Origin of the sequence: Stenotrophomonas sp. ESTM1D_MKCIP4_1, from assembly GCF_003086895.1 — a bacterium.
Lineage (GTDB): Bacteria > Pseudomonadota > Gammaproteobacteria > Xanthomonadales > Xanthomonadaceae > Stenotrophomonas.
Window position 1 is genome coordinate 172,317 of sequence record NZ_CP026004.1, and the last position, 21,008, is coordinate 193,324.

At 67.4% G+C, this 21,008-nt stretch carries 24 protein-coding genes; 15 read left to right on the forward strand and 9 right to left on the reverse strand.

Annotated elements, in window-relative coordinates:
- Both C1924_RS00700 and C1924_RS00705 read left to right on the forward strand, forming a co-directional pair.
- Positions 1–970 (forward strand): IS110 family transposase (locus C1924_RS00700; protein WP_254051186.1); only part of this gene is annotated, 970 nt, incomplete at its 5' end.
- Between the two features lie 113 nt (positions 971–1,083).
- Positions 1,084–3,129 (forward strand): TonB-dependent receptor, encoded by a 2,046-nt coding sequence (locus C1924_RS00705; protein ID WP_108763629.1) that lies wholly within the window; start codon positions 1,084–1,086, stop codon positions 3,127–3,129.
- 110 nt (positions 3,130–3,239) lie between these two features.
- On the opposite strand, the gene C1924_RS00710 is transcribed toward C1924_RS00705, so the two are convergent.
- The gene (locus C1924_RS00710) at positions 3,240–3,536 is read right to left on the reverse strand and encodes a HigA family addiction module antitoxin (protein WP_108763630.1); all 297 of its coding nucleotides are present in this window, start codon (positions 3,534–3,536) and stop codon (positions 3,240–3,242) included.
- 12 nt (positions 3,537–3,548) lie between these two features.
- Positions 3,549–3,830 carry a type II toxin-antitoxin system RelE/ParE family toxin gene (locus C1924_RS00715; protein WP_108763631.1) on the reverse strand — a complete coding sequence of 94 codons (282 nt, stop codon included), beginning with the start codon at positions 3,828–3,830 and terminating at the stop codon, positions 3,549–3,551.
- Between the two features lie 225 nt (positions 3,831–4,055).
- On the opposite strand from C1924_RS00715, the gene C1924_RS00720 reads away from it, so the two are divergent.
- The 4 genes from C1924_RS00720 (at position 4,056) to C1924_RS00735 (ending at position 7,882) form a co-directional block, all read left to right on the forward strand.
- Entirely contained in the window at positions 4,056–5,117 is a 1,062-nt protein-coding gene (locus C1924_RS00720) for an ATP-binding protein (RefSeq protein WP_108766922.1), read from the forward strand.
- Entirely contained in the window at positions 5,110–6,558 is a 1,449-nt protein-coding gene (ntrC, locus tag C1924_RS00725; RefSeq protein WP_108763632.1) for a nitrogen regulation protein NR(I), read from the forward strand. The genes C1924_RS00720 and ntrC overlap by 8 nt, the downstream gene beginning before the upstream one ends.
- Positions 6,559–6,651: 93 nt before the next feature.
- Entirely contained in the window at positions 6,652–7,221 is a 570-nt protein-coding gene (locus C1924_RS00730; RefSeq protein ID WP_108763633.1) for a superoxide dismutase family protein, read from the forward strand.
- A 31-nt stretch (positions 7,222–7,252) separates the two neighbouring features.
- Positions 7,253–7,882 (forward strand): superoxide dismutase family protein, encoded by a 630-nt coding sequence (locus C1924_RS00735; RefSeq protein WP_108763634.1) that lies wholly within the window; start codon positions 7,253–7,255, stop codon positions 7,880–7,882.
- Between the two features lie 88 nt (positions 7,883–7,970).
- Here the strand turns inward: C1924_RS00735 and C1924_RS00740 are convergent, their stop codons facing one another.
- The gene (locus tag C1924_RS00740) at positions 7,971–8,858 is read right to left on the reverse strand and encodes a hypothetical protein (protein ID WP_108763635.1); all 888 of its coding nucleotides are present in this window, start codon (positions 8,856–8,858) and stop codon (positions 7,971–7,973) included.
- Positions 8,859–8,951: 93 nt separating this feature from the next.
- On the opposite strand from C1924_RS00740, the gene C1924_RS00745 reads away from it, so the two are divergent.
- Positions 8,952–10,247, forward strand: a complete 1,296-nt coding sequence (locus tag C1924_RS00745) for an acetyl-CoA C-acetyltransferase (protein ID WP_108763636.1) — start codon at positions 8,952–8,954, stop codon at positions 10,245–10,247.
- A gap of 136 nt (positions 10,248–10,383) precedes the next feature.
- On the opposite strand, the gene C1924_RS00750 is transcribed toward C1924_RS00745, so the two are convergent.
- The 3 genes from C1924_RS00750 to C1924_RS00760 all read right to left on the reverse strand — a co-directional run bounded on the left by C1924_RS00750 (position 10,384) and on the right by C1924_RS00760 (position 13,540).
- Complete coding sequence (locus C1924_RS00750) at positions 10,384–11,652, reverse strand: heme biosynthesis HemY N-terminal domain-containing protein (RefSeq protein WP_108763637.1); 1,269 nt, start codon at positions 11,650–11,652, stop codon at positions 10,384–10,386.
- Positions 11,649–12,647: a uroporphyrinogen-III C-methyltransferase gene (locus tag C1924_RS00755; RefSeq protein WP_108763638.1), complete on the reverse strand. Its 999-nt coding sequence runs from the start codon at positions 12,645–12,647 to the stop codon at positions 11,649–11,651. The genes C1924_RS00750 and C1924_RS00755 overlap by 4 nt, the downstream gene beginning before the upstream one ends.
- 104 nt (positions 12,648–12,751) lie before the next feature.
- Entirely contained in the window at positions 12,752–13,540 is a 789-nt protein-coding gene (locus C1924_RS00760; RefSeq protein ID WP_108763639.1) for a uroporphyrinogen-III synthase, read from the reverse strand.
- A gap of 34 nt (positions 13,541–13,574) precedes the next feature.
- Between C1924_RS00760 and C1924_RS00765 the strand changes: the two genes are divergently transcribed.
- The 5 genes from C1924_RS00765 (at position 13,575) to C1924_RS00785 (ending at position 16,665) form a co-directional block, all read left to right on the forward strand.
- Positions 13,575–14,042, forward strand: a complete 468-nt coding sequence (locus C1924_RS00765; RefSeq protein WP_108763640.1) for a YiiD C-terminal domain-containing protein — start codon at positions 13,575–13,577, stop codon at positions 14,040–14,042.
- Positions 14,043–14,074: 32 nt separating this feature from the next.
- A complete protein-coding gene (locus C1924_RS00770) occupies positions 14,075–14,506 on the forward strand; it encodes a hypothetical protein (RefSeq protein ID WP_108763641.1) in 432 nt (143 codons plus the stop codon).
- 57 nt (positions 14,507–14,563) lie between these two features.
- Positions 14,564–15,001: a rhodanese-like domain-containing protein gene (locus tag C1924_RS00775; RefSeq protein WP_108763642.1), complete on the forward strand. Its 438-nt coding sequence runs from the start codon at positions 14,564–14,566 to the stop codon at positions 14,999–15,001.
- 99 nt (positions 15,002–15,100) lie between these two features.
- A complete protein-coding gene (gene secB, locus C1924_RS00780; RefSeq protein ID WP_108763643.1) occupies positions 15,101–15,619 on the forward strand; it encodes a protein-export chaperone SecB in 519 nt (172 codons plus the stop codon).
- 20 nt (positions 15,620–15,639) lie between these two features.
- Complete coding sequence (locus tag C1924_RS00785) at positions 15,640–16,665, forward strand: NAD(P)H-dependent glycerol-3-phosphate dehydrogenase (RefSeq protein ID WP_108763644.1); 1,026 nt, start codon at positions 15,640–15,642, stop codon at positions 16,663–16,665.
- A gap of 161 nt (positions 16,666–16,826) precedes the next feature.
- Here C1924_RS00785 and C1924_RS00790 read toward each other — a convergent pair whose 3' ends face one another.
- A complete protein-coding gene (locus tag C1924_RS00790; protein ID WP_108763645.1) occupies positions 16,827–17,288 on the reverse strand; it encodes a nuclear transport factor 2 family protein in 462 nt (153 codons plus the stop codon).
- Positions 17,289–17,454: 166 nt separating this feature from the next.
- Between C1924_RS00790 and C1924_RS00795 the strand changes: the two genes are divergently transcribed.
- The 3 genes from C1924_RS00795 to C1924_RS00805 all read left to right on the forward strand — a co-directional run bounded on the left by C1924_RS00795 (position 17,455) and on the right by C1924_RS00805 (position 19,276).
- Positions 17,455–18,102 (forward strand): Ivy family c-type lysozyme inhibitor, encoded by a 648-nt coding sequence (locus C1924_RS00795; RefSeq protein ID WP_108763646.1) that lies wholly within the window; start codon positions 17,455–17,457, stop codon positions 18,100–18,102.
- Between the two features lie 217 nt (positions 18,103–18,319).
- Positions 18,320–18,634, forward strand: coding sequence for a hypothetical protein (locus tag C1924_RS00800; protein WP_159094727.1), 315 nt, complete (start codon positions 18,320–18,322; stop codon positions 18,632–18,634).
- 120 nt (positions 18,635–18,754) lie between these two features.
- The gene (locus tag C1924_RS00805; protein ID WP_108763648.1) at positions 18,755–19,276 is read left to right on the forward strand and encodes a DUF6622 family protein; all 522 of its coding nucleotides are present in this window, start codon (positions 18,755–18,757) and stop codon (positions 19,274–19,276) included.
- A 17-nt stretch (positions 19,277–19,293) separates the two neighbouring features.
- Here the strand turns inward: C1924_RS00805 and C1924_RS00810 are convergent, their stop codons facing one another.
- Both C1924_RS00810 and C1924_RS00815 read right to left on the reverse strand, forming a co-directional pair.
- Positions 19,294–20,193, reverse strand: coding sequence for an enoyl-CoA hydratase/isomerase family protein (locus C1924_RS00810; RefSeq protein ID WP_108763649.1), 900 nt, complete (start codon positions 20,191–20,193; stop codon positions 19,294–19,296).
- Positions 20,194–20,208: 15 nt separating this feature from the next.
- Entirely contained in the window at positions 20,209–20,994 is a 786-nt protein-coding gene (locus tag C1924_RS00815) for an SDR family oxidoreductase (protein WP_108763650.1), read from the reverse strand.
- Positions 20,995–21,008: the final 14 nt, after the last annotated feature.

The following is a 21,008-nucleotide window of genomic DNA, read 5'->3' on the forward strand; positions in this document are numbered from 1 at the left end:
AGTGCAAATGTCCGATTCTCTTGTGATTGGTCTGGATGTGGACTCCAAGGAGCTCGTGCCAGCGGTGGCCGACTGCAAGGCGGGTGACAGAATCCCGAACACCAAGGCTGGCATCGCCAGATGGCTCAAGACGCTCCCGCCGCGATGCCGGATTGGCATGGAAGCGACCGGCAAGCACTATGAGTTGGTGGCGCGTATGGCTATTCAAGCCGGTCACGTGGTCTACGTGATCAATCCTCGCTGGATCAAGAACTACGGCAAGGCGACCGGCGCGCGCGGCAAGACCGATGCGATGGATGCCCAGGTGATCGCCCGGTACGTGAAGAAAGAAAGCGACCGCTTGCGTGAATACGTGCCACGCAGCGACGAGCAGCAGCAGATGCACGACCTGCTGCGCAAGCGACAGACGCTGGTGGAGACCCGGGCGCGTTTGGAACAGTCCTTCGAGGTCACCAAGAGCGCCCCAGGCGAACTGGCAGATATCCTTCAGGCAATGGCCAGCACGCTGTCGGAACTGGAAAGCCAACTGCAGCAGTTGTGCCGAGATGGAGAGCACGAAGCGCTCTACAAGCGTCTGCTGACCATTCCGGGGATCGGTCCGGCCGTGGCGGCGCATCTGGTCTACTACATGACGCGCTGGCCGCTGGCCAACGCCAACGCATGGATCGCCTGCACCGGCCTGGACCCTCGGCCCAACGAATCCGGCGGCAGAACGGGGCGGCGTCGACTGTCCAAACAAGGCGCGCCCGTACTGCGCCAGATGCTGTACATGGCGGCTATGGGTCTCAAGCGTTGCCGCGGCGGGCAGCCGCTTTACGACGATCTATCAGGGCGCGGACACCCAAGCACAGCCGTATTCAACATTCTGGCCAGAAAGCTGGCCAGGATTGCGTGGGGTGTATTCAAGAGCGGCAAGGATTTCGATCCAGCCCTGTTGAAGGTGGGCCAAGCCCGCTTCCAGCAGGCTTGACTGCGAACATAGGATCTCGACTCTACAGAAGCGGCGGTCGAGCAAGCCCGACTCCACAAAGCTGGCGCGCGAAATGTTATATGATTACAATTCATCCGCGCCCTTCCACCCCCATGAAAACCCCCACGCTGGTGGCCGCCCTCGCGGCTGCCCCGTTCGCCCCTGAAGCGTTCGCACAATCGGCCGACGCCGCTCTCACCCTCGGCAAGGTTCAGGTGCACCAGCACGGCGAAGGCCAGTTGAGCGCGCACCAGGTGCTCACCTCCGTGGACGTACTGGGCGCGGACCAGATCGAAGACCGCAACGTCTCACACAGCTGGGAACTGCTCGGCCAGATGCCCGGCATTCAGCTCACTGAAACCCGGCAGGGCGCCGAATCGGGCAAGGTCAGCTTCCGCGCGTTCAACGGCGAGGGCTACCTCAACGCCATCAAGACGCTCATCGACGGCATTCCCAGCAACGTCAACAGCGGCAACCAGCGCTTCATCGACATGCTGTTCCCGCTGGAAATCAGCTACATCGAAGTCGTGCGCGGCACCAACGACCCGCGCTACGGCCTGCACAACATCGGTGGCAACGTGAACTTCGGTACCCGCCAGGGTGGCAACTACACCGATGCGCGGCTGGCCTATGGCAGCTACAACACCCGCGATGCGCAGCTGGCGGTCGGCCGCGAAGCCAACGGCCTGGCCCAGAACTACTTCGTGGGCACCCAGGCCAGCGATGGCTACCGCGACCATGACACCTCCAGGAAGTATTCGCTGGGCGGCAAATGGTTCTATGGCTCGCTGGACGACGGCCTGCGCGTGGGCCTGACCGCGCGCGCCTACCACCACGAGGCCGACGAGCCCGGCTTCATGACGGCCGAAGAACTGCGCGCCCATCGTCGTGGCAGCGACCTGCGCAACGGCAATGATGGCGATGACCGCGACATGCGGCAGATCGCCGTGCATCTGGATCTGGCGCTGTCCGATGCACTGACCTTCGGCACGCGGCTGTACGACAACCGCTATGAAGACGATCGCCGGGTGACCTTCAGCGACCTGCCCACCGGCAACCTGCCGCGCCAGCGCCGCGTGTGGGATGAACGCCAGACCGGCCTGCTCAGCACGCTTACCTGGCAGGCCAGCCCCGCGCTCACCCTGGAAGGCGGCCTGAACTACGAGCGCCAGGACAACGGCTACCTCCGCGAGCGTTACGCCTACGCCGAACCCACCGACTTCAGCCAGGCGCCGGCACGCGTGCAGAACGACGACCGCCACAGCTTCGACAACTGGGGTGCCTACGTGCAGGCCATCTACCAGCCCGCCGAGGCATGGAAGATCGTGCCGGCCTACCGTGTGGACCGCTTCAGTGGCCGCACCCATCTGATGAACGGTGTCAGCGGCCGCCTGCAGGACTACGGCAGCATCGGCCAGCCCAAGCTGAGCGTCATCCACAGCCTGGGCCAGACCACCCACGTCTACGCCAACTGGGGCCGCACCTTCCAGGTGCTCACCGGCTCCACCGCGCCGGCCTACCTCACCCCGGGGCAGGCACCGATGCAGCCGTCCACCAACACCGGCATGGAGCTGGGTCTGAAATTCCAGCCGTTTGCGGGCAGCCAGGCGCGCCTGGCGGTGTGGCAGCAGGATGCGGAAAACGAGGTGTCCAACATGCCGGCCACCGGTACCACGGTCACCCTGGGCAAGACCCGCCGCCGTGGCGTGGATGCGCAGCTGAGCCTGCAGCTGGGCGACGACTGGACGGTGTGGGCCTCGCATGCCTACCAGGAAGCGAAGATCACCCGCGACGACCGCGATGCCAGCGTTTCGCTGCAGGGCAGGGAAGTTGCTGCCACCCCGCGCCACATCAGCAACCTGGGCGTGGACTACCGCGCCAGCGACGCACTGCGGCTGGGCCTGCAGGCACGCGCACAGGGCGACTACTACCTGGAAGAACGCAATGTGGCCGGCAAATTCGGTGGCTTTGCCGTGCTCGACCTCAGTGCCGCGTACCAGATCACCCCGCGCTGGAGCGTGGACCTGCAGCTGAAGAACGTCACCGGCCGCGAGTACGCCTACGCCTGGTATGACAGCTTCTTCTGGGACAGCGCTCGCCCGATGTTCTCGCCCGCCCCGGGCCGCAGCGTGTTCGTCGGCTTCAACATGAAGCTGTAGCCGGCATGGGGTCAGAGCCCTTTCCTGCGGAAAGGGATCCGACCCCGGACCCCGCCCTGCAAGGGGTCAGATCCCTTTCCGCAGGAAAGGGCTCTGACCCCGGATGAACCTCACACCGCCGCGCTGTAAGGCTCGATCCGCGCCAGCACGTCGGCCAGTTTCTCCTTGGTCATCGCCGCATCGAAGTCGGCCTGCAGACCAATCCAGAACTTGTCTGACAGCCCGAAGTAGCGGGAAAGGCGCAGGCCGGTATCTGCCGTCACCGCGCGCTGACCGGTAACAATCTCGCCGATCCGACGCTGCGACACGCCGATCGCCTTCGCCAGGCGGTACTGGGTGATGCCAAGAGGTTCCAGGAACTCGTGCAGCAGGATCTCGCCGGGAGCGGGGTAGGGGACGGTTCGCATGAGCGCGACTCCTTAGTGGTAATCGACAATTTCAACTTCCGCAGGGCCTTCTCGGGTCCAGACGAAGCACAGCCGGAACTGATCATTGACGCGGATGCTGTACTGGCCGCAGCGGACTCCGCGCAATGGCTCCAAGCGATTGGCCGGCGGTATGCGCAGATCCCGCAGATCAGCCGCAACATTGAGCATCGCCAACTTGCGGAGTGCAGTGCCTTCGATGTGGCGCCATCTCGGCACGCGCTGGCCATCAAACAGCGCCTGCGTGCGTTTGCAGGCAAATGATTGGATCGGCATGGTAGTAACGATCAGCGATAGTATCGTAAGGCGTTAGTATTCTCCGTACAAGGGCGGCAGGTAATTCCCAGGTACGACGATCAACGACGCATTCCGCTCGAAGGGTCAGAGCCCTTTCCTGCGGAAAGGGATCCGACCCCGGACCCCGCCCTGCAAGGGGTCAGATCCCTTTCCGCAGGAAAGGGCTCTGACCCCATGCCGCCGCTTTTGCACTACATTGGTGCAATGTCCGACCCCGCACCCCCGCCTTCCCTCGATGCCCTCGGCACGCCGCTGGCCTGGGCCGGGGCCGATGGCCGCATCAGCGGCTGCAACCCCGCCTTCGCCCGCTGGCTGGGTGTCAGCGGCCGCCGCCTCATCGGCCAGCCGCTGGCCGCGCTGGAAGTGCAGGGCGAGGCGTTGGCCCATTTCCTCGCCCGTGACGAGCGCGACGCCCTGCGGCTCAACCGTCTGGCGCTGGCCCTGCCGGGCGAGGCGGCGCGCTTCGCCGAGGGCTGGATGAGCCGCCGCGATGATGGCGGCTGGCTGCTGGAAGCCCACCCGGTCGACGAATTCCCCGGCCTGGACCCGACCCAGGCTTTGCCCAGCGCGCTCAGTGCCGCGCTCAAGGGCTTGGCCCACGAGCTGCGCAACCCGCTGGCTGGGCTGAAGGGCGCCGCCCAGCTGCTGGCCCGCCGCGCGGCACAGCGTGACGCCAGCGAGCGCGAACTGATCGAACTCATTGGTTCGGAGATCGAGCGCCTCAACGGCCTGCTCGACCAGCTGCTGTCGCCCGCCCCGGCCGCGCCGCATGCACCGCTGAACATCCACGCCGCGTTGGAACGGGTGCTGCGCCTGGCCGAAAGTGAAGCCGGGTGGGCGGTGCGCCTGCAGCGCGATTACGACCCCAGCATTCCCGAGTTCGATGGCGATGCCGACCGCCTTACCCAGGCGGTGTGGAACCTGGTGCGCAATGCCATCCAGGCCGGCGCCGGGGTCATCACCCTGCGCACCCGCGTCGAGCATGGCGCGCGCATCGCCGAGCAGCTGCACACGCTGGCCCTGCGCCTGGAAATTGCCGATGACGGCCGTGGCGTGCCCGAGGAGCTGGCCGAGCACCTGTTCCTGCCGCTGGTCAGCGGCCGCGCCGAAGGTACCGGGCTGGGGCTCGCCTTGGCCCAGCAGGTGGCGCGCGAACACCGCGGCACGCTCACCTACCGTTCGCGCCCGGGCCATACCGTGTTCACTCTGCTGCTGCCGATCGGCAACGGCGCCGCCCTGGCCGAGGAGGCCCCGCGCGATGTCTGATTCCCCTCCCTCCGCGCAGCGCATCTGGGTGGTCGACGATGACCGCGCCGTGCGCTTCGTGCTGAGCACTGCGCTGCGCGAGGCCGGTTACCAGGTCGTCGATTTCGACAGCGCCGCGCCCGCCCTTGCGGCCTTGAACGAAGGCCCGGCACCCGCGCTGCTGTTCACCGATGTGCGCATGCCCGGCGATGATGGCCTGGTGCTGCTGGACAAGCTGAAAGCCGCCCTGCCGCAGCTGCCGGTGGTGGTGATGTCGGCCTACACCGATGTGGCCAGCACGGCCGGCGCGTTCCGCGGTGGCGCGCATGAATTCCTGTCCAAGCCCTTCGACCTGGACGATGCCGTGGCCCTGGCCCAGCGTGTGCTGCCTGCCGTGGCTCCCGCGCTGGCTGCGCCCACGGTAGTGGCCGAGGCACCCAGCGACCAGCCGCCCCAGCTGGTGGGCGATACGCCGCCGATGCGCGCGCTGTTCCGGGCCATCGGCCGCTTGGCGCAGGCACCGCTGGCGGTGCTCATCACCGGCGAAACCGGCACCGGCAAGGAACTGGTGGCCAATGCCCTGCACCGCGAATCGCCGCGCGCGCAGGCGCCGTTCGTCGCGCTCAACACCGCCGCCATTCCCGCCGAACTGCTGGAAAGCGAGTTGTTCGGCCACGAGGCCGGCGCCTTCACCGGCGCACAGCGCCGTCATATCGGCCGCTTCGAGCAGGCCAACGGCGGCACCCTGTTCCTCGATGAAATCGGCGACATGCCGCTGCCCTTGCAGACCCGTCTGCTGCGAGTGCTGGCCCAGGGTGAATTCTTCCGCGTGGGTGGTCGCGAACTGATCCACGTGGACGTGCGCGTGGTGGCCGCCACCCACCAGGATCTGGAAGGGCTGGTGGCACAGGGCCGGTTCCGCGCCGATCTGCTGCACCGCCTGGATGTGGTGCGCCTGCAGCTGCCGCCACTGCGTGATCGCCGCGAGGACATCGCACAGCTGGCCACCACCTTCCTGGCGGCCGCCGCGCGCAAGCTGGACACGCCGCCGAAGCGCCTGACCGCGGCCGCCCTGCAGGCGCTGCGCGACCACGACTGGCCCGGCAACGTCCGCGAACTGGAAAACGTCTGCTGGCGCATGGCGGCCCTCGCCGCCGCCGACACCATCGGCGTAGCCGATGTCGATACCGCGTTGAACCGCACCCGCAGCCGCCGCAGCAGCCCCACAGGTGCCGATCCGGGCCAGTGGGAAACCCTGCTGTCCGAATGGGCGCGGCGGCAGCTGGCCGAGGGCACCGAAGGCCTGCACGCGCAGGTGCGTGAACGGGTCGACCATGCCCTGCTGGAAGCGGCGCTGCAGATCACCCACGGCCGCCGTGCCGAGGCCGCCGCGCGGCTTGGCCTGGGCCGCAACACGCTCACCCGCAAGCTGGGTGCCGGCCGCCGCCGTGGGGGGCATTGAACGGCCTCTGCACGCCGTCCTCGCGCCCGCTTGCTGAACTGTTGATCCGCCATGGACGATGCCGTCCGTAGTGTTCCCTGCAAGGAGTTCCCGATGCGTCTGTCATTCGCCATCCTGCCGCTGTCCGCCGCCGTGCTGCTGTCTGCCTGTGGCAGCGCGCCGCAGAAGCCGCAGCCCACGCCGCCGCCGGCCGTCACCAGGCCGCTGGTCCCGCTGGCCGAAGCCAATCTGGCGCCGGCCTCGGCCAGCATCGTCAGTGGTCGCCTGGTGCTGAAGACCGAAAGCGGCGGCGTGCACCTGACCGGTCTGGTGGGGGGGCTGCAACCGATGCAGCAGGCCGGTTTCCATATCCACGAACGTGGCGACTGCAGTGCGGTCGACGCCAGCAGTGCCGGCAACCACTTCAATCCCACGGCCAGCACGCATGGGCGCGCCGGCAATGGCAAGCACCATCTGGGCGACATCGACAACCTACAGGCCGATGCGCAGGGCAGGGCAAACGTTGATGTGCACCTCAAGGGCGTTACCCTTGGAGGAGGCGCCGCCACCGATATCGTCGGGCGTGCACTGGTCGTGCATGCCAACGCGGATGACTATCGCAGCCAGCCCGCCGGCAATGCCGGCGTCCGCATCGCCTGCGGTGTGATCAAGGTTTCCCGCTGATCGCCACGGGCATCATTCCAAGGAGAGTTCCATGCGTCTGATCCACACTTCGCTGTTCGCGGCCATCGCCGCCCTGGGCCTGGCGGCCTGCAACCAGCAGCCGGCAGCGGCCCCGGAAGCCCCGGCCACCACCCCGGCAGAGGGCTCGGCAGCACCGGCTGATCCGGCCGCTGCAGCGGCGACCGACGCCGCCCCGGCCACCGATGCCACGGCCACCGCCGAACTGGCACCGACCCAGGGCAACGAAACCAAGGGCAGCGTCACCTTCAAGGTTGTCGACGGCAAGGTGCATGTCACCGGCCAGATCACTGGCCTGAAGCCGGGCAGCGAGCACGGCTTCCACATCCACGAGAAGGGCGACTGCAGCGCGCCGGACGGCATGAGCGCTGGCGGCCACTTCAACCCGGGCAAGCAGGACCACGGCAACGTGTCGGCCGACCCGCACCACGGCGGCGACATGCCCAACATCAAGGCCGATGACAAGGGCGTGGCCACCATCGACGGCCCGGTCTCGAGCAACGTCAACATCGGCAAGGGTGATGATTTCGACATCATCGGCCGCGGCCTGATCGTCCACGCCGACGCGGACGATTACCACACCCAGCCGACCGGCAACGCCGGCGCACGCCTGGCCTGCGCGGTCATCCAGAAGGCCCCGTAAGCCAATGAAGAACGCCGGCGAAAGCCGGCGTTTTTCTTCAACGGTAGTGCCGGCCGCTGGCCGGCAATCACGGATCCGGGGGTGTGGATCAACGCGCCAGCAGCTCGCGCGCGTCCTGCCCGGCTTCGCAATGCACGAACAGCACCGGCACGCCGTGCGCTTCCAGCACCGCCGCCATCTGCCGCTGGCGCATCAGGAACTGCTCGTAGATGCCCTGCAGGCGGTCGCAGTCGTTCTTGCTGTGGCTGTAGTACGCACACCAGCCCGCCGGATCGAACAAGGCCATGCGTGCCTCGCCCTGCGTATAGCGCAGCAGCGGCTCGGGCGCGTTGTCCAGCCACTCATCCTCGCCCGGGGCCAGGATCGCGGTCTCGATCAGCGGCCACAGCGCGGCCAGGCCCTGGTTGTCGTACTGCATCGACATCATTGCGGCCAGATCATTCACGGTGAAGTATCGCGCATGTTCGATGCGCGCACCGAAGCTGTTCTGCGCCATCAGCGCCGTATCGGCATGGGCCATGCCGTTGGCCAGCAGCACTTCTTCCAGCGCATCGGCCACGGCGGCGGTGGTGGCCACGTCGCTGCCGGTCAACAGGAAGGGCACCACGCGCAGTCCACCACCGGCCAGCGTCGCATCGGCCTGGAACGGCAGCGGCACTTCGCCATCGGCACCGGCACCGAAGGCCAGCAGGCGCGCGCCCTGGTTGCGGCCGGGGGCACGCATCTGCAGTTCTTCCAGGCGGCGGTGGATCGGCCAGCCCGGGCGCAGGACTTCGGCCGGGTCGAAATGGGCGGCGGCGAACACCAGGTCCAGCTCGGCCACCTGCGGCACCAGTTTGGCCAGGTCACGGCCGATGCGTTCGGCCAGTTCGCCGGCCTGGTCGGCGCTGAGCACCGCCTGGCGGGGGATTTCACCGCCGGCCAGTTCCAGGGCCAGCACGCCAAGGGCATTCATCGCGGGGTCGGGTTTGCTCATGGTTCCACGGTTGGCCCATCACAGGGCGGCAGCTACACTTGGCCCCATTATGCCTGCTCTGCCGTGCAGGCCATGTTGCAGACACCCTCATCCATGCCAGGTATCTCCATGCCCAACGCTCGTCCCGTCGCCATCCTCGGTGGCGTCCGCATTCCGTTCTGCCGCCAGAACACCGCGTATTCGGATGTCGGCAATCTCGGCATGTCGGTACGCACGCTGGGTGCACTGGTCGAGCGCTTCGGCCTGCATGGCCAGCAGCTGGGTGAAGTAGCGATGGGCGCGGTCATCAAGCATTCCAGCGATTGGAACCTGGGCCGTGAAGCCACGCTGTCTTCCGGCCTGTCGCCTTTGACCCCGGGCATCACCCTGCAGCGTGCCTGCGGTACCTCGCTGGACAGCATCATCACTGTCGCCAACAAGATCGCCCTGGGCCAGATCGAATCGGGCATCGGCGGCGGTTCGGACACCACCTCCGACGTGCCGATCGTCTACGGCAAGAAGCTGCGCGCGCGCCTGCTGGCTGCCAACCGCGCCAAGAGCACCGGTGACAAGATCCGCGCGCTCACCTCCGGCTTCAAGCTTTCCGAACTCAAGCCCGAATTCCCCGGCGTGGCCGAGCCGCGCACCGGCAAGAGCATGGGCGACCACTGCGAGGACATGGCCAAGGAATGGAACATCTCGCGTGATTCGCAGGACGAATGGGCAGTGTCTTCGCACAAGAAGCTGGCCGCTGCCTACGAGCGCGGCTTCTTCAACGATCTGATCGCCCCGTTCCGTGGCGTCGAGCGTGACAACATCCTGCGCCCGGATACCTCGCTGGAAAAGCTGGCCACGCTGAAGCCGGCGTTCGACAAGGTGTCCGGCCGTGGCACGCTCACCGCCGCCAACTCCACCCCGCTCACCGACGGTGCCGCTGCGGTGCTGCTGGCCAGCGAGGAATGGGCACGCGCGCATGGCCACGAACCGCAGGCCTACCTGCGCGATGCGCACGTGTCGGCGGTCGATTTCGTGCATGGCGAAGGCCTGCTGATGGCGCCCACCGTGGCCGTGCCGGAAATGCTCAAGCGCAATGGCCTGACCCTGCAGGACTTCGACATCTACGAGATCCACGAAGCCTTCGCAGCGCAGGTGCTGTGCACCCTGCGTGCGTGGGAAAGCGAGGATTACTGCCGCAACCGCCTGGGCCTGGATGCGCCGATGGGCCGCATCGACCCGGACAAGATCAACCTGCTGGGTTCGTCGCTGGCCACCGGCCACCCGTTCGCCGCCACCGGCGCCCGCGTGATCGCGACCGCAGCCAAGCAGCTGGCCGAACGCGGCGGTGGCCGCGCGCTGGTGTCGATCTGCACCGCAGGCGGCATGGGCGTGGTGGCGATCCTCGAACGCTGATTGCAAAGGTAGTGCCGGCCGCTGGCCGGCAATCCCGAGCGCCAACCAAGGTTGGCGACTACCAGGCAAAAAAACGCCGCCCATTGGGCGGCGTTTTTTGTTGCTCCGGTGGGTGCCGACCGTTGGTCGGCACACTTCAGCGCTCTTTATCGGCGTCATACACCGGGGGCTGCGCGGCGGTGGGCAGGTCTTCCACCGTGCTGCGCGGCGGCGCATCGCCTGCATGCACCAGCGCCACGCTGTCCTCACCACGCTGCAGGCGCAGCGCATTGGCCAGGCACTGCGCGGCCAGCGCGTGTTCGCCGCGCTGTGCAAACGCTTCACCCAGCGCTTCCCAGGCCGGCGCACCGGCGCCGGCAGCAATGGCTTCGTGCAGGAACGCATCGGCGGCATCCCACTGCTGCTGGGCCAGGGCAATGCGGCCCTGCGCCAGGCGCAGCGCGGCCGAATCGTCGTGCACGTTGCGCCAGCGCGCCAGATTGGCCTGGCGCGTGGCCAGACGTTCGGCGGGCAAGCGGCCATACAGCGCCACCAGTTCGTCGTCCCAGCGATGGTCCAGGGCCTGTTCCAGCGCCAGCAGCGCCGGCTCGTCCCAATCGAGCGCCACCGCGCGGGTGGCATAGGCGGCCACCACGTCCGGGGTCGGCCGCAGCGCCTTCGGTGTGGCTTCCCACTGCGCGGCCAGCGCGTTCACGTCGCCCGCTTCCAGCAGGGCCTGCGCGGCCAGGCGGGCTTCCAGTTCGCTGCTGGCGTCGGTCGGCAGCACCTTGCTCTGGCGCAGTGCACCCAGCTGGCCGTAAGCCTCGTGCGCGCGTCCGGCCTGGGCCAGCGCTTCGGTACGCAGCCACAGCCCACGCGGCGGCAGCGGCTGGATCGCCGCCACGTCCAGCGTATTGATCGCATCGACGGGCAGATCGCGCGCCAGCAGCTGTTCGGCGCGCAGCAGCGCGTGCAGGGTGGCATCGCGCTCACCCAGACGCTGCAGCAGCGCCTCGCCGGCCGCGGCATCGGCACGCGACTGCGCGCTGCGCACCGCATTGGCCAAGGCCACCGCGCTGACCTCCGGGTCGGCGGCAGCCCCATCCAGCAGCTTCTCCGCGCGCTGCCACTGGCCGTGTTCGTAGGCCTGCAGGCCGTCGATCAGGCGCACGCGGCCCTGCTTGCGGCGGTAGCGGCCCCAGGCACGGAACGGGGCGGCCACCAGGCTCCACAGCAGCCACAGCACCAGCACGCCGATCACCGACAGCAGCGCCACCTTGGGCAGGTTGCTGTGGTAGTCGTAGCCGCCGTAGCGCAGGGTCACTTCGCCGTAGCGGTTCAGATCATCGGTGCCCAGCCATTGCGCGGCCACCACGCCGATGGCCACGGCCAGCAACAGCACGACCAGGGATTGCAGCGGTTTCATGGGGTATTACCTCCGGTCGGTCTGGGAGCATCGAGCTGGGAACGCAGGAGTTGCAGGGTGCTGCCAAGTACGCTGCTTTCGGCCTGCAGCGGAGCCTGGCGCAAGGCCTGAAGTTCAGCATGCTGCGCGCGCAGGCCCGGTGAATCCGGCCAGCGCCGCTGTGCCCAGTGGGCCACGCGGTTCAGCGCGGCATCACGGCCGCTACGGTCGCCGCGTTCGATGGCCGCACGGGCCAGGGTCAGTTCCAGCTGCAGCGCATCATCGGCGGCGGAGCGCTCGGCCTGGGTCAGCGGCCCGTTCAAGCGGCTGGGGGTGATATCCACGAAGGGCGCCAGCGCGGCCTGCCACCACGGCTTGGCGGCCGCCTCGGCCGGCGAGGGCGGTAGTTCGGAGGGCAACCCCTGCAGGGCCTGGGCCACCGCATCCAGCCGGTGCAGCGCCTGTACCCGCGGGCCACGGCCCAGTGCATCCAGCGCATCGCGCTCCTGCACCAGGGCCTGGCGCAGGTTCAGCCCTTCGTTGTCGGGCACATCGGCCAGTGCGGTGGCAGCCTGCGCATACAGGCGGCGCGCACCATCCACATCATCGGCAAAAGCCAGCCGCTGCGCGGCCTGGGTCAACAGCAGCTCGGCCTCATCGCGCTGCACGGCCTGGCGGCCCTGGTTGGCGCTTTCGGTCAGCCGGGTCAGGTTCTCTTCCAGCAGGGCGCTGCGCTGGGACAGGCCCAGCATTTCATCGCGCAGCACGCGGTTGGTAGCGGCCGCATCCTGCAGGCGCTGGCTGGTGGCGCGCTGGTCGCGGCGCAGCGCTTCCACGGTCGCTTCCAGGCCCTGCAACTGCACGGCCGTGGTCTGCGCCTCGGCCAGATGGGCGCGCTGCTGTTGCTGCCAGTAGTGCCAGCCGGCGTAGCCACCGGCGCCCACGACCAGTACCACCGCGAGCGGCAGCAGCCAGCGCACGGGGCGGCGGGGGGGCGAAGGTGGAGTGTCGTTCATCGGGCTTCCTTGTCGGCGGCGTCGCCGGCGGAGAACCGGCAGGCAGCGTTGTGCACAGCATCACCGCTGGCGATGACCCCGGCAAGCGTGCGCCGGACGCCTGTTCAGGTCGCTGCCGGGGCAGTGAGGGCGCCGTGTGCGGCCGCCGTCATCTGGGCGATGGTGGGGCCTTCGCTGCGCACCACGCGGGCCATTCCCAACGCACGGGCCTGCGCGGCCAAGCGGTCGCTGGCGGCCAGCACCGTCACCGATTCGCTCAAGCGCTGCTGCCACGGGGCGGGCAACTGCTGCCAGAAGCGCTGCAGTGCCTCACCGCTGCTGACGGCGAGCAGCCATGGCCGGGCCGAATGGGCCAATCGCGCCAGATTCCGCCGTGATACCCGCAGCGGCACGCGTTGGTACACGTCCGCGCGAACGATCTGCGCGCCGGCCGCCTGCAACTGCGCAGCAATCAGGCCACGGCCCCCCGGCGCGGTCACCAGGCCGATCTGCATGCCGCGTACATCGGCCAGCACCGGCAGGCCCAGCAGGCCTTCGCTGTCCATGCGCTGCGGTGCATTCACTTCGGCGATGCCCTGCGCGTGCAGGGCGCGTGCCGTGCCTTCGCCCACGGTCAGCCAAGGCCCGCGCTGGGCCGATGGCAGGCACTGCAGTGCAGCAGCGGCCGCGACCGCCGCCGGGCTGGTGAACACCACCCGCGGGCAGGCCAGCGCCTGGTTCAGCCGCTGTTCGACCGCCGCACCCTGCAGGCGCTGCAGCCGCCACGGCGACAACGCCACGGTGGCCCCGCCCCGCTTGGCCGCAGCCTGCCTCAGCCCGGCATGCTGCCCCTGCGGGCGCAGTGAAATGAGGGTCCAGCCAGTGGGTATCGTATGGTTGGCCATTGACGTCATTATGCGGGCCCTTCGTTGTCGTGGTTGCTGCTCGATGTCCGCTGATGCCCTGACCTCCTCGCTGGCCGCCCTGCAGGACGTGCTCGATTGCATGCCGGCGGTCCGTGCGATGCAGATCCGCTTGGACGGCTATGCCGACGGCGTGCTCCGCATCACCGCGCCGCTGGCGGCCAACGTCAACGACAAGGGCAACGCCTTCGGCGGCAGCCTGGCCTCGGTGCTTACCCTGTCCGGCTGGGCACTGGTCAGCCTGCGCCTGCGCCTGGCCGGGCACGATGCCGAGGTCTATGTGGCCGACAGCAACCTGCGCTACCTGGCACCGGTCTATGAAGACCTGCATGCCCATGCCGAAGCCGCCGAAGCCAGCAGTTGGGACACGTTCCTGGCCACCTTCCGCCAGCGCGGCAAGGCCCGCATCAGCATCGTCGCCCGCCAGCCGGGGGCCGATGGCCGGTCGGCCGCCGAGTTGAGCGGTCGCTTCGTTGCCTTCGCCAAAGGGTAGGATGGCAGGCTGACGTCCTGGGGAAACCACCGATGCGCCGCCTGATCCAGATCCTGATGTGCTCCCTGCTGCTGGTCAGCGCCGTGGCCGGTGCGGCCGCCGACGACCTCACCCGCAAGCAGCGCAAACTGCTGGAAGAAACCCAGATCGCGTACGGCGCCACCATCCGCTGGGGCAGCATGGACGACGCCATCGCCTATCTGGACCCGGAGCTGCGCAAGGAAAAGCCGCCCACCGAATTCGAGCTCAACCGTTATGCGCAGCTGCGCGTGTCCTCCTACCGCGAGCGCAGCAGCGCTTCGCTGGACGGTGGCCAGGTCGAGCGCCGCGTGGAAATCGGGGTGATCAACCAGAACACCCAGGCCGAGCGCACTGTGGTGGTGGTCGAGCGCTGGCGCTGGGATCCGGAAGCCAAGCGCTGGTGGCAGGCCGCCGGTCTGCCGGACCTGTGGAAGGGCCAGTGACCGGCCCCCTGTGGCTTGTGCGACAATCGGCGCCCGCTTAATCGACCCGTGACCTGAGTGAATTACGAAGAGTTGCTGGCCTTCGCAGGCCGAAACCCGATGCTGTCCGCGGCCCTGGTCGGCCTGACCGTGGCCCTCATCGTCACCGAAATCCGCCGCTTGTTCCGTGGCTACAAGGGAATCAAGCCGGCTGAACTGACCCACCTGATGAATGCCGGTGGCGCGGTCGTCGTCGATCTTTCGCCCAGTGGTGACTTTGAAAAGGGCCACATCGCCGGCAGCCGCAACGCCCAGGCCAGCGCCTTCGGTGCCGAGCACAAGCTGGTGGCCAACGCCAGGCAGAGCCCAGTGGTCCTGGTGTGCCGCAGCGGCAACGCATCGGAAACCGCCGCCAAGGCCCTGAAGAAGGCCGGTTTCGAGAAGGTGTTCGTGCTGGAAGGCGGCATTCCCGCCTGGCAGCAGGCCGAATTGCCGCTGGTCAAGGGCCGCAACTGATTGCAGGGGATGGCGGAAGTGGCCTTGTATGGGCCCGCCGCCGCCCCCATCGCTGTAGTTCGACCATCGTTTTAATCGCATTCATTGGAGTTACTGGAAATGTCCGAAGAGACCACCAACGGCGCCGTTGCGCCGGTCGATGCCGCCACCGGCCCCGCGTTCACCGTCGAGAAGATCTACGTCAAGGACGTTTCCTTCGAGTCGCCCAACGCGCCGACCATCTTCAATGACCAAGTGCAGCCGGAACTGCAGCTCAACCTGAACCAGCAGGTGCAGCGCCTGGGCGAGAACGCCTTTGAAGTCGTGCTGGCCGTCACCCTGACCTGCCAGGCCGGTGAGCGCACCGCCTACGTGGCCGAAGTGAAGCAGGCCGGCGTGTTCGGTCTGGTCGGCTTGGACCCGCAGTCCATCGACGTGCTGCTCGGCACCCAATGCCCGAACATCCTGTTCCCGTATGTGCGCCAGCTGGTCAGCGACCTGATCCAGGCCGGCGGTTTCCCGCCGTTCTTCCTGCAGCCGATCAACTTTGAAGGCCTGTACGCAGAAACCCTGCGCCAGCGCCAGGAGCAGGGCGACGCACCGTCGCTGGCTGACTCCGAGCCGGCCGGCAACGCCTGATCACCGCCGCGACGTCACGGATGAGCACTACCGCTGACAAGATCGCCGTGCTGGGCGCGGGTTCCTGGGGAACCGCGCTGGCCACGCTGCTTGCCCGGCACGGTCACCCGACCGTGCTGTGGGGGCGCGATGCCGCCGTGGTCGACGCCATCGACCAGCGCCACGAGAACCCGCGTTACCTGCCGGGCATTCCGTTGCCGGAATCGCTGCGCGCCACCACCGACCTCGCGTCGGCGGTGGAAGGTGCCGCCTGGATCCTGGTGGTGACCCCGTCGCACGCGTTCAACGAAACCGTGCGTGCGCTGGCACCGCTGCGTCCGGCCGGTGCCGGCGTGGCCTGGGCCACCAAGGGTTTTGAACCCGGTTCGGGCCGCTTCCTGCATGAAGTGGCGCGCGAGATCCTGGGGGACGACGTGCCGCTGGCCGTGGTCACCGGGCCGTCGTTCGCCAAGGAAGTGACCTTGGGCCTGCCCACCGCCATCACCGTGCACGGCGACGTGCCGGAGTTCGCGCAGACCGTGGCCGAAGCCATGCATGGCCCGGCGTTCCGCGCCTATACGGGCGATGACATGGTGGGTGCCGAGCTGGGCGGCGCGATGAAGAACGTGCTGGCCGTGGCCACTGGCGTGGCCGATGGCATGCAGCTGGGCCTGAACGCCCGTGCCGGCCTGATCACGCGTGGCCTGAACGAGATGCTGCGGCTTGCCGCCGCCATCGGTGCCAAGCCGGAAACCCTGATGGGTCTGGCTGGCCTGGGCGACCTGGTGCTGACCTGCACCGGCGACCTGTCGCGTAACCGCCGCCTGGGCCTTGCCCTGGGCCGCGGGCAGACGCTGGCCGATGCCGTGCGCGAAATCGGCCAGGTGGTGGAATCGGTACAGACCGCCGACGAAGTGATGCGACAGGCGCGCCGCCATGGCATCGACCTGCCGATCTCCGACCGCGTGCGTGCCGTGCTGCACGGCGAACAGACGCCTGCAGAAGGCCTGCGCGCACTGCTGGCGCGCGAACAGAAACCGGAATACCCGGACACGCTGTTCAAGTGAATCGAAAAGCCCCGGCTACGTGCCGGGGTTTTTTTTGTGCGCGCGAATCTGCATCTGGTAGCGGCCAACCTTGGTTGGCAGCGGTAGCGCCGGGCATGCATCGCCCTGCGCGCAAAGCCTGCCGTCTGCCACGGCGGGGGATTCATGTCCGGAGGTAGACGTCACCTCGCCCGTGGCGGCGCGCTGGTGTTGTCCATATCGGAAAAGATCATCCACGGGCCATCGGCCACGCGCTGCAACGTGAGCGTGAACTTCCCGGTATCACCCACATTGCTGCCGTAGGTATACGCACCCATGATGTAGCCGATGTTCCCCTCCACGGCATGTGCCAACGCCCGCAGCCGCAGCGGGCTGCTGCCCTGGCCGGCATACGCCGCCTCGATGGCCGCGCGCCCGCGCACCGGCGCATGTTCGCTCTGCAGTACCCACCCATCCTCGGTGAACAACGCCGCCAGCGCCTTCGCATCGCCGGTGCGCCACGCCTGCTCGTAATCGCGCAGTACGCGGTCGAGGTCGGGTGGCAGGGGACTGTCGGGAGGGCGCGGGGTGGGCTGCTGCGCAGCGGCGGGGCCGGCCAGCAACGCGGCACAGAGGAAGATCACGGCAAACCTTGAAGAGCGCATGCATCCGGGTCCGGGTGGTTGGGGATGTGGCCAGCGCAAGCCTAACGCCATGGGCAGCGCCGGGCCATGTCCGGCGGAATGTTGGGGGTGCACGATGTATCCACGCATGGCGTGGATCTACTGCGTAGAATCCCTCCGTCGCACTCCACACACCCAAGGACAGGGAATGATGTCCCGCTACATTGGCTTTTCATGGATGATCGCGCTGCTGGCCGCGTGTTCGCAGGCACCGCCGCCGGCTGCAGCAGTAGGCGAAGCACCCGTTGCCATCGCAACGGCGGTTGAACCTGACGCCAGCAGCGAAGCCGGCGTGGACACTGCCGTGTGGGACAACGAGGGTGAGCCGGAACATGAAACGCCGGGCGCAGCGCTCACCTGCAAGGACTATCCGCTGGCCACCCACTTCTTCACCCTGATGGGCGGCAACACCGTGGACGACTGCGGCCGCCAGGACCCGAAGGTGCTGGCCGCCTTCAACGCCCTGATGCAGAACACCGCCGCAGCCGAGGCCGGCAACAAGGACATTGCGCCGCTGCGCGAACGCCTGCTGAGCGGGCCCAGCGGGCCGGGTGAACTCGTCGTCCTGCAGGGCGAGCCGTGGTGGTTCTACACCGCCTGTCAGGCCCACGATTGCCCGGGTACCGCACTGGCCATGCTGTATTCGCCCGGCCAGTCGAAGATGGTCGGCCGCCTGACCGCGCGCTGCCGCGTGTGGTGGCTGGGCGAGCCGACGCCGGAACAGCGTGAGCAGATCGAGCAGCTGCGCCCGCTGGATGATGCAACGTTGAGCGAAGACAGCGCGCTCTGCGAGTGAGGGCGAGGATGCGCCGGGGGCGTGTGGGAATTGCGCGCGGTCCATCCACGCATGGCGTGGATCTACTCGGGGCGTATGCGCGCGTTGGCCAGTATCGAAAACCACTAAAACTGGATAATCTCGCCATGCTGAAGTGCGGTGCTGCCATCGGCAGATTCCGCCTCATGCTGCAGCGGATGGTCCATGGAGCTTTTGCTTATCGGGTTCAGGGGGAACCATGACAGCAGAACGTGATTCATCCACCGTCGCATCATCGACGCGTGGAAGTGGCTTTTTGCATTTCGTAGAGAACGCATTCGCGGTGGTCCTCTGCCTGCTGATGGCGGCAGGACTCATTGCCATCACCGCTACCTGGCGCAGCAATACCATCGAGTTCGTGGGCAACGACCGCATGCGCATCACCGAAACGAAATGGTGGGGCATGCGCAGCAAAGAGACGCTTTATCGATCCACCCTTTCAGGGTTGGCGGTCATGCGTCCGAACGGCGATGAGGTTCCGGTCGCTTCGCAGCCCATCCGTCTAGCGCACTGAGCGGTGCTTGCTTGAGAACTCGCTCGCCCTGTCTGCGTGTGGCCGGGCCATGCCCAACGGCAATCAACGCTTCCTGGCCACCGCACTTACTCAACCTGCCTACAAGGAATTTCCGTCGTCATGATGATGCAGATCCTCTCGCACACGCCCATCTGGGTCTGGGTGCTGCTGGCCTTCCTGATTACCCGTGGCATTGCGGCCATGAAGCCCGGTGAAACTTCGCTGGTGAGGCTGTCGATCGTGCCCGTGCTGTTCATTGCGTGGGGCGCCTGGTCAATCAGCAGCCGCTATGGCGCGTCACTGCAGGCCTGGGGTGAATGGCTGGCCGGCATCGCGGCGGGCACGGCCATTGGCTGGCTGCTGCTGCGCCGCGCGACGCTCACCCTGAACCCGGCAACCGGAAAGCTTCGGCGCAGTGCGGATTACAGCCTGCTGCCGCTGCTGCTGGTCACCTTCGTGTTGAAGTACGCCTTTGAAGTGGCGTTTGCGGTGTCCCCGGCGTTGGCAGGGCACGCTGGATTCAGCGCTGCGTATCTGCTCTCGTCGGGTGGGTTTGCTGGCATCTTCGTCGGCAAATTCTGCCGGTATCTGGCTGCGCAGCGGCGTGGAGTGCGGGGCGGGACGCTGGAACCGGTGGGTTGAGGCGGCACCGGTGCCTGTCAGCCGTAGCGTGCTGGCAGGCGACCGGTGGTGATCGCGTTCTGGTAGTAATCACCGACGTACAGAGGCAGATCCAACAGCGCTTCGGTACCGGCCTGGTAGGCCAGCATCCGTTCCTGCCCCTCCGGCGCTACATCCAGACCAAGAAACTCCTTGGCTTCCAGGGCGATGCCATCCTGCAGCGGCAGGCTGCTTCCAAAGTACACGGCCCGCTTTATCGAACCGATGCTGGGCTTGTGCCGGCCCGCCAGCTGATGGGCAAGGGTAAGCGCATGGCCCAGCACGTCCGCTTTGGGAACGGCTGCATCCACGGCGCCCAGCGCAAGCGCCTGCTTCGAGGTGAAGGGCCGGCCCTCCAGGATGGCTGCCAGCGACGCGTGCACACCCACCAGGCGCGACAGCCGCTGGGTGCCGCCGCCACCGGGCATGATGCCCAGCAGGATCTCGGGCTGACCGATGAAGGCGTCCTCATCGGCCATCACCCGCAGATCGCAGGCCCAGGCAAACTCTGCACCCAGGCCCAGCGCATGTCCCTCCAGCGCGGCGATGAAGATGACGCCCAGGCCGTTCATGCGCAGGAACAGACGGTGCAGCCGGTCAAGGCCGACATGATCTGCAGCCGGCGGGGCAGGCTCCGGCATCGCCTGCTGCCGCGCCAGATACTCCGCGCCGCCTTCCTGCAGCCACTGCACATCGGCATGGCTGATGAACCGTTCGGGGTGCGCACTGCTGAACACCACGGCACGTATTTCCGGATCGGCCTCAACGTGCTCCAGGAGCTCCTCCAGCAGCAGGGCCAACCGGGCACCGAACTGCTGGTAGCGGCCTGCATGCAGGGTGGCATGCAGGATGTTGCCCTGCGCGTGGATCTCCACGCGCACGTCGTCTGCGTTCGTCATCGTTGTGATCCTTTGTCAGCGAAGGTAACGCGCAGGTACTTCACTGCGTGAGAGGTTCGGCGCCATCGCAAGGCGCGCCTGCTGCAGGGCCAGGAACTGGCCTTCATCGGGCAACGGGGGAATGGTGACCCGCTCGCCGCGGTCGAAGCCCACCAGTGCCGCATCCACCATGGCGCCGGCCTCCATCAGGAAGCCCTCAGGGAACTCATCCAAGGCACGTCCGGCCTTCTCCCACAGCTCGGTGCGCGTGGCGCCGGGCAGCACTGCCTGGACCAGGATGCCGCGCTCGCCCAGCTGCGCCGCCAGCGCCTGGCTGAGATTCAACAGGTAGGCCTTCGTTCCGCTGTAGACACCTTCAAACATCTCCGGTGCCAGCGCCAGCACCGACGACAGGTTGATGATGGCACCTGCCCCCTTGGGCAGGAATGCGCGGGCTGCAGCCGCGCACAGGCGCGTTGGCGCAGTGACATTCAACGCGATGATCTGCTCGAGCGCGGCGGGCGCGTTGTCCAGCAGGCCGCCCTTGAGCGACATGCCGGCATTGTTCACCAGCAGATCGATATCGCCTGCATCAAGGCGTCGTTCCACCGAATCCAGCCCCTCGGCCAGCGTCAGGTCAGCCACCAGCACCTCCACTGCCACGCCGGTATCGGCGCGCAGCGAATCGGCCAATGCGCCGAGCCGGTGCGCGTCGCGGGCCACCAGCACCAGGCTGTAGCCACGACGGGCAAGGCGGTCGGCATAGACCGCCCCGATTCCAGCAGACGCGCCGGTAATCAGCGCGACAGGTCGGGTGTTCATTGTCGTTCCTTGGT

Excerpts from the sequence above, each read along its gene's own strand:
- C1924_RS00785 (WP_108763644.1), top strand. The coding sequence starts at position 15,640 with ATGAGCACTACCGCTGACAAGATCGCCGTGCTGGGCGCGGGTTCCTGG.
- C1924_RS00770 (WP_108763641.1), top strand. The coding sequence starts at position 14,075 with ATGCGCCGCCTGATCCAGATCCTGATGTGCTCCCTGCTGCTGGTCAGC.
- C1924_RS00760 (WP_108763639.1), bottom strand. The coding sequence starts at position 13,540 with ATGACGTCAATGGCCAACCATACGATACCCACTGGCTGGACCCTCATT.
- C1924_RS00800 (WP_159094727.1), top strand. The coding sequence starts at position 18,320 with ATGACAGCAGAACGTGATTCATCCACCGTCGCATCATCGACGCGTGGA.
- C1924_RS00745 (WP_108763636.1), top strand. The coding sequence starts at position 8,952 with ATGCCAGGTATCTCCATGCCCAACGCTCGTCCCGTCGCCATCCTCGGT.
- C1924_RS00765 (WP_108763640.1), top strand. The coding sequence starts at position 13,575 with ATGTCCGCTGATGCCCTGACCTCCTCGCTGGCCGCCCTGCAGGACGTG.
- C1924_RS00750 (WP_108763637.1), bottom strand. The coding sequence starts at position 11,652 with ATGAAACCGCTGCAATCCCTGGTCGTGCTGTTGCTGGCCGTGGCCATC.
- secB (WP_108763643.1), top strand. The coding sequence starts at position 15,101 with ATGTCCGAAGAGACCACCAACGGCGCCGTTGCGCCGGTCGATGCCGCC.
- C1924_RS00795 (WP_108763646.1), top strand. The coding sequence starts at position 17,455 with ATGATGTCCCGCTACATTGGCTTTTCATGGATGATCGCGCTGCTGGCC.
- C1924_RS00810 (WP_108763649.1), bottom strand. The coding sequence starts at position 20,193 with ATGACGAACGCAGACGACGTGCGCGTGGAGATCCACGCGCAGGGCAAC.
- C1924_RS00755 (WP_108763638.1), bottom strand. The coding sequence starts at position 12,647 with ATGAACGACACTCCACCTTCGCCCCCCCGCCGCCCCGTGCGCTGGCTG.
- C1924_RS00740 (WP_108763635.1), bottom strand. The coding sequence starts at position 8,858 with ATGAGCAAACCCGACCCCGCGATGAATGCCCTTGGCGTGCTGGCCCTG.
- C1924_RS00730 (WP_108763633.1), top strand. The coding sequence starts at position 6,652 with ATGCGTCTGTCATTCGCCATCCTGCCGCTGTCCGCCGCCGTGCTGCTG.
- ntrC (WP_108763632.1), top strand. The coding sequence starts at position 5,110 with ATGTCTGATTCCCCTCCCTCCGCGCAGCGCATCTGGGTGGTCGACGAT.
- C1924_RS00815 (WP_108763650.1), bottom strand. The coding sequence starts at position 20,994 with ATGAACACCCGACCTGTCGCGCTGATTACCGGCGCGTCTGCTGGAATC.
- C1924_RS00710 (WP_108763630.1), bottom strand. The coding sequence starts at position 3,536 with ATGCGAACCGTCCCCTACCCCGCTCCCGGCGAGATCCTGCTGCACGAG.
- C1924_RS00715 (WP_108763631.1), bottom strand. The coding sequence starts at position 3,830 with ATGCCGATCCAATCATTTGCCTGCAAACGCACGCAGGCGCTGTTTGAT.
- C1924_RS00805 (WP_108763648.1), top strand. The coding sequence starts at position 18,755 with ATGATGATGCAGATCCTCTCGCACACGCCCATCTGGGTCTGGGTGCTG.
- C1924_RS00705 (WP_108763629.1), top strand. The coding sequence starts at position 1,084 with ATGAAAACCCCCACGCTGGTGGCCGCCCTCGCGGCTGCCCCGTTCGCC.
- C1924_RS00720 (WP_108766922.1), top strand. The coding sequence starts at position 4,056 with ATGTCCGACCCCGCACCCCCGCCTTCCCTCGATGCCCTCGGCACGCCG.
- C1924_RS00735 (WP_108763634.1), top strand. The coding sequence starts at position 7,253 with ATGCGTCTGATCCACACTTCGCTGTTCGCGGCCATCGCCGCCCTGGGC.
- C1924_RS00790 (WP_108763645.1), bottom strand. The coding sequence starts at position 17,288 with ATGCGCTCTTCAAGGTTTGCCGTGATCTTCCTCTGTGCCGCGTTGCTG.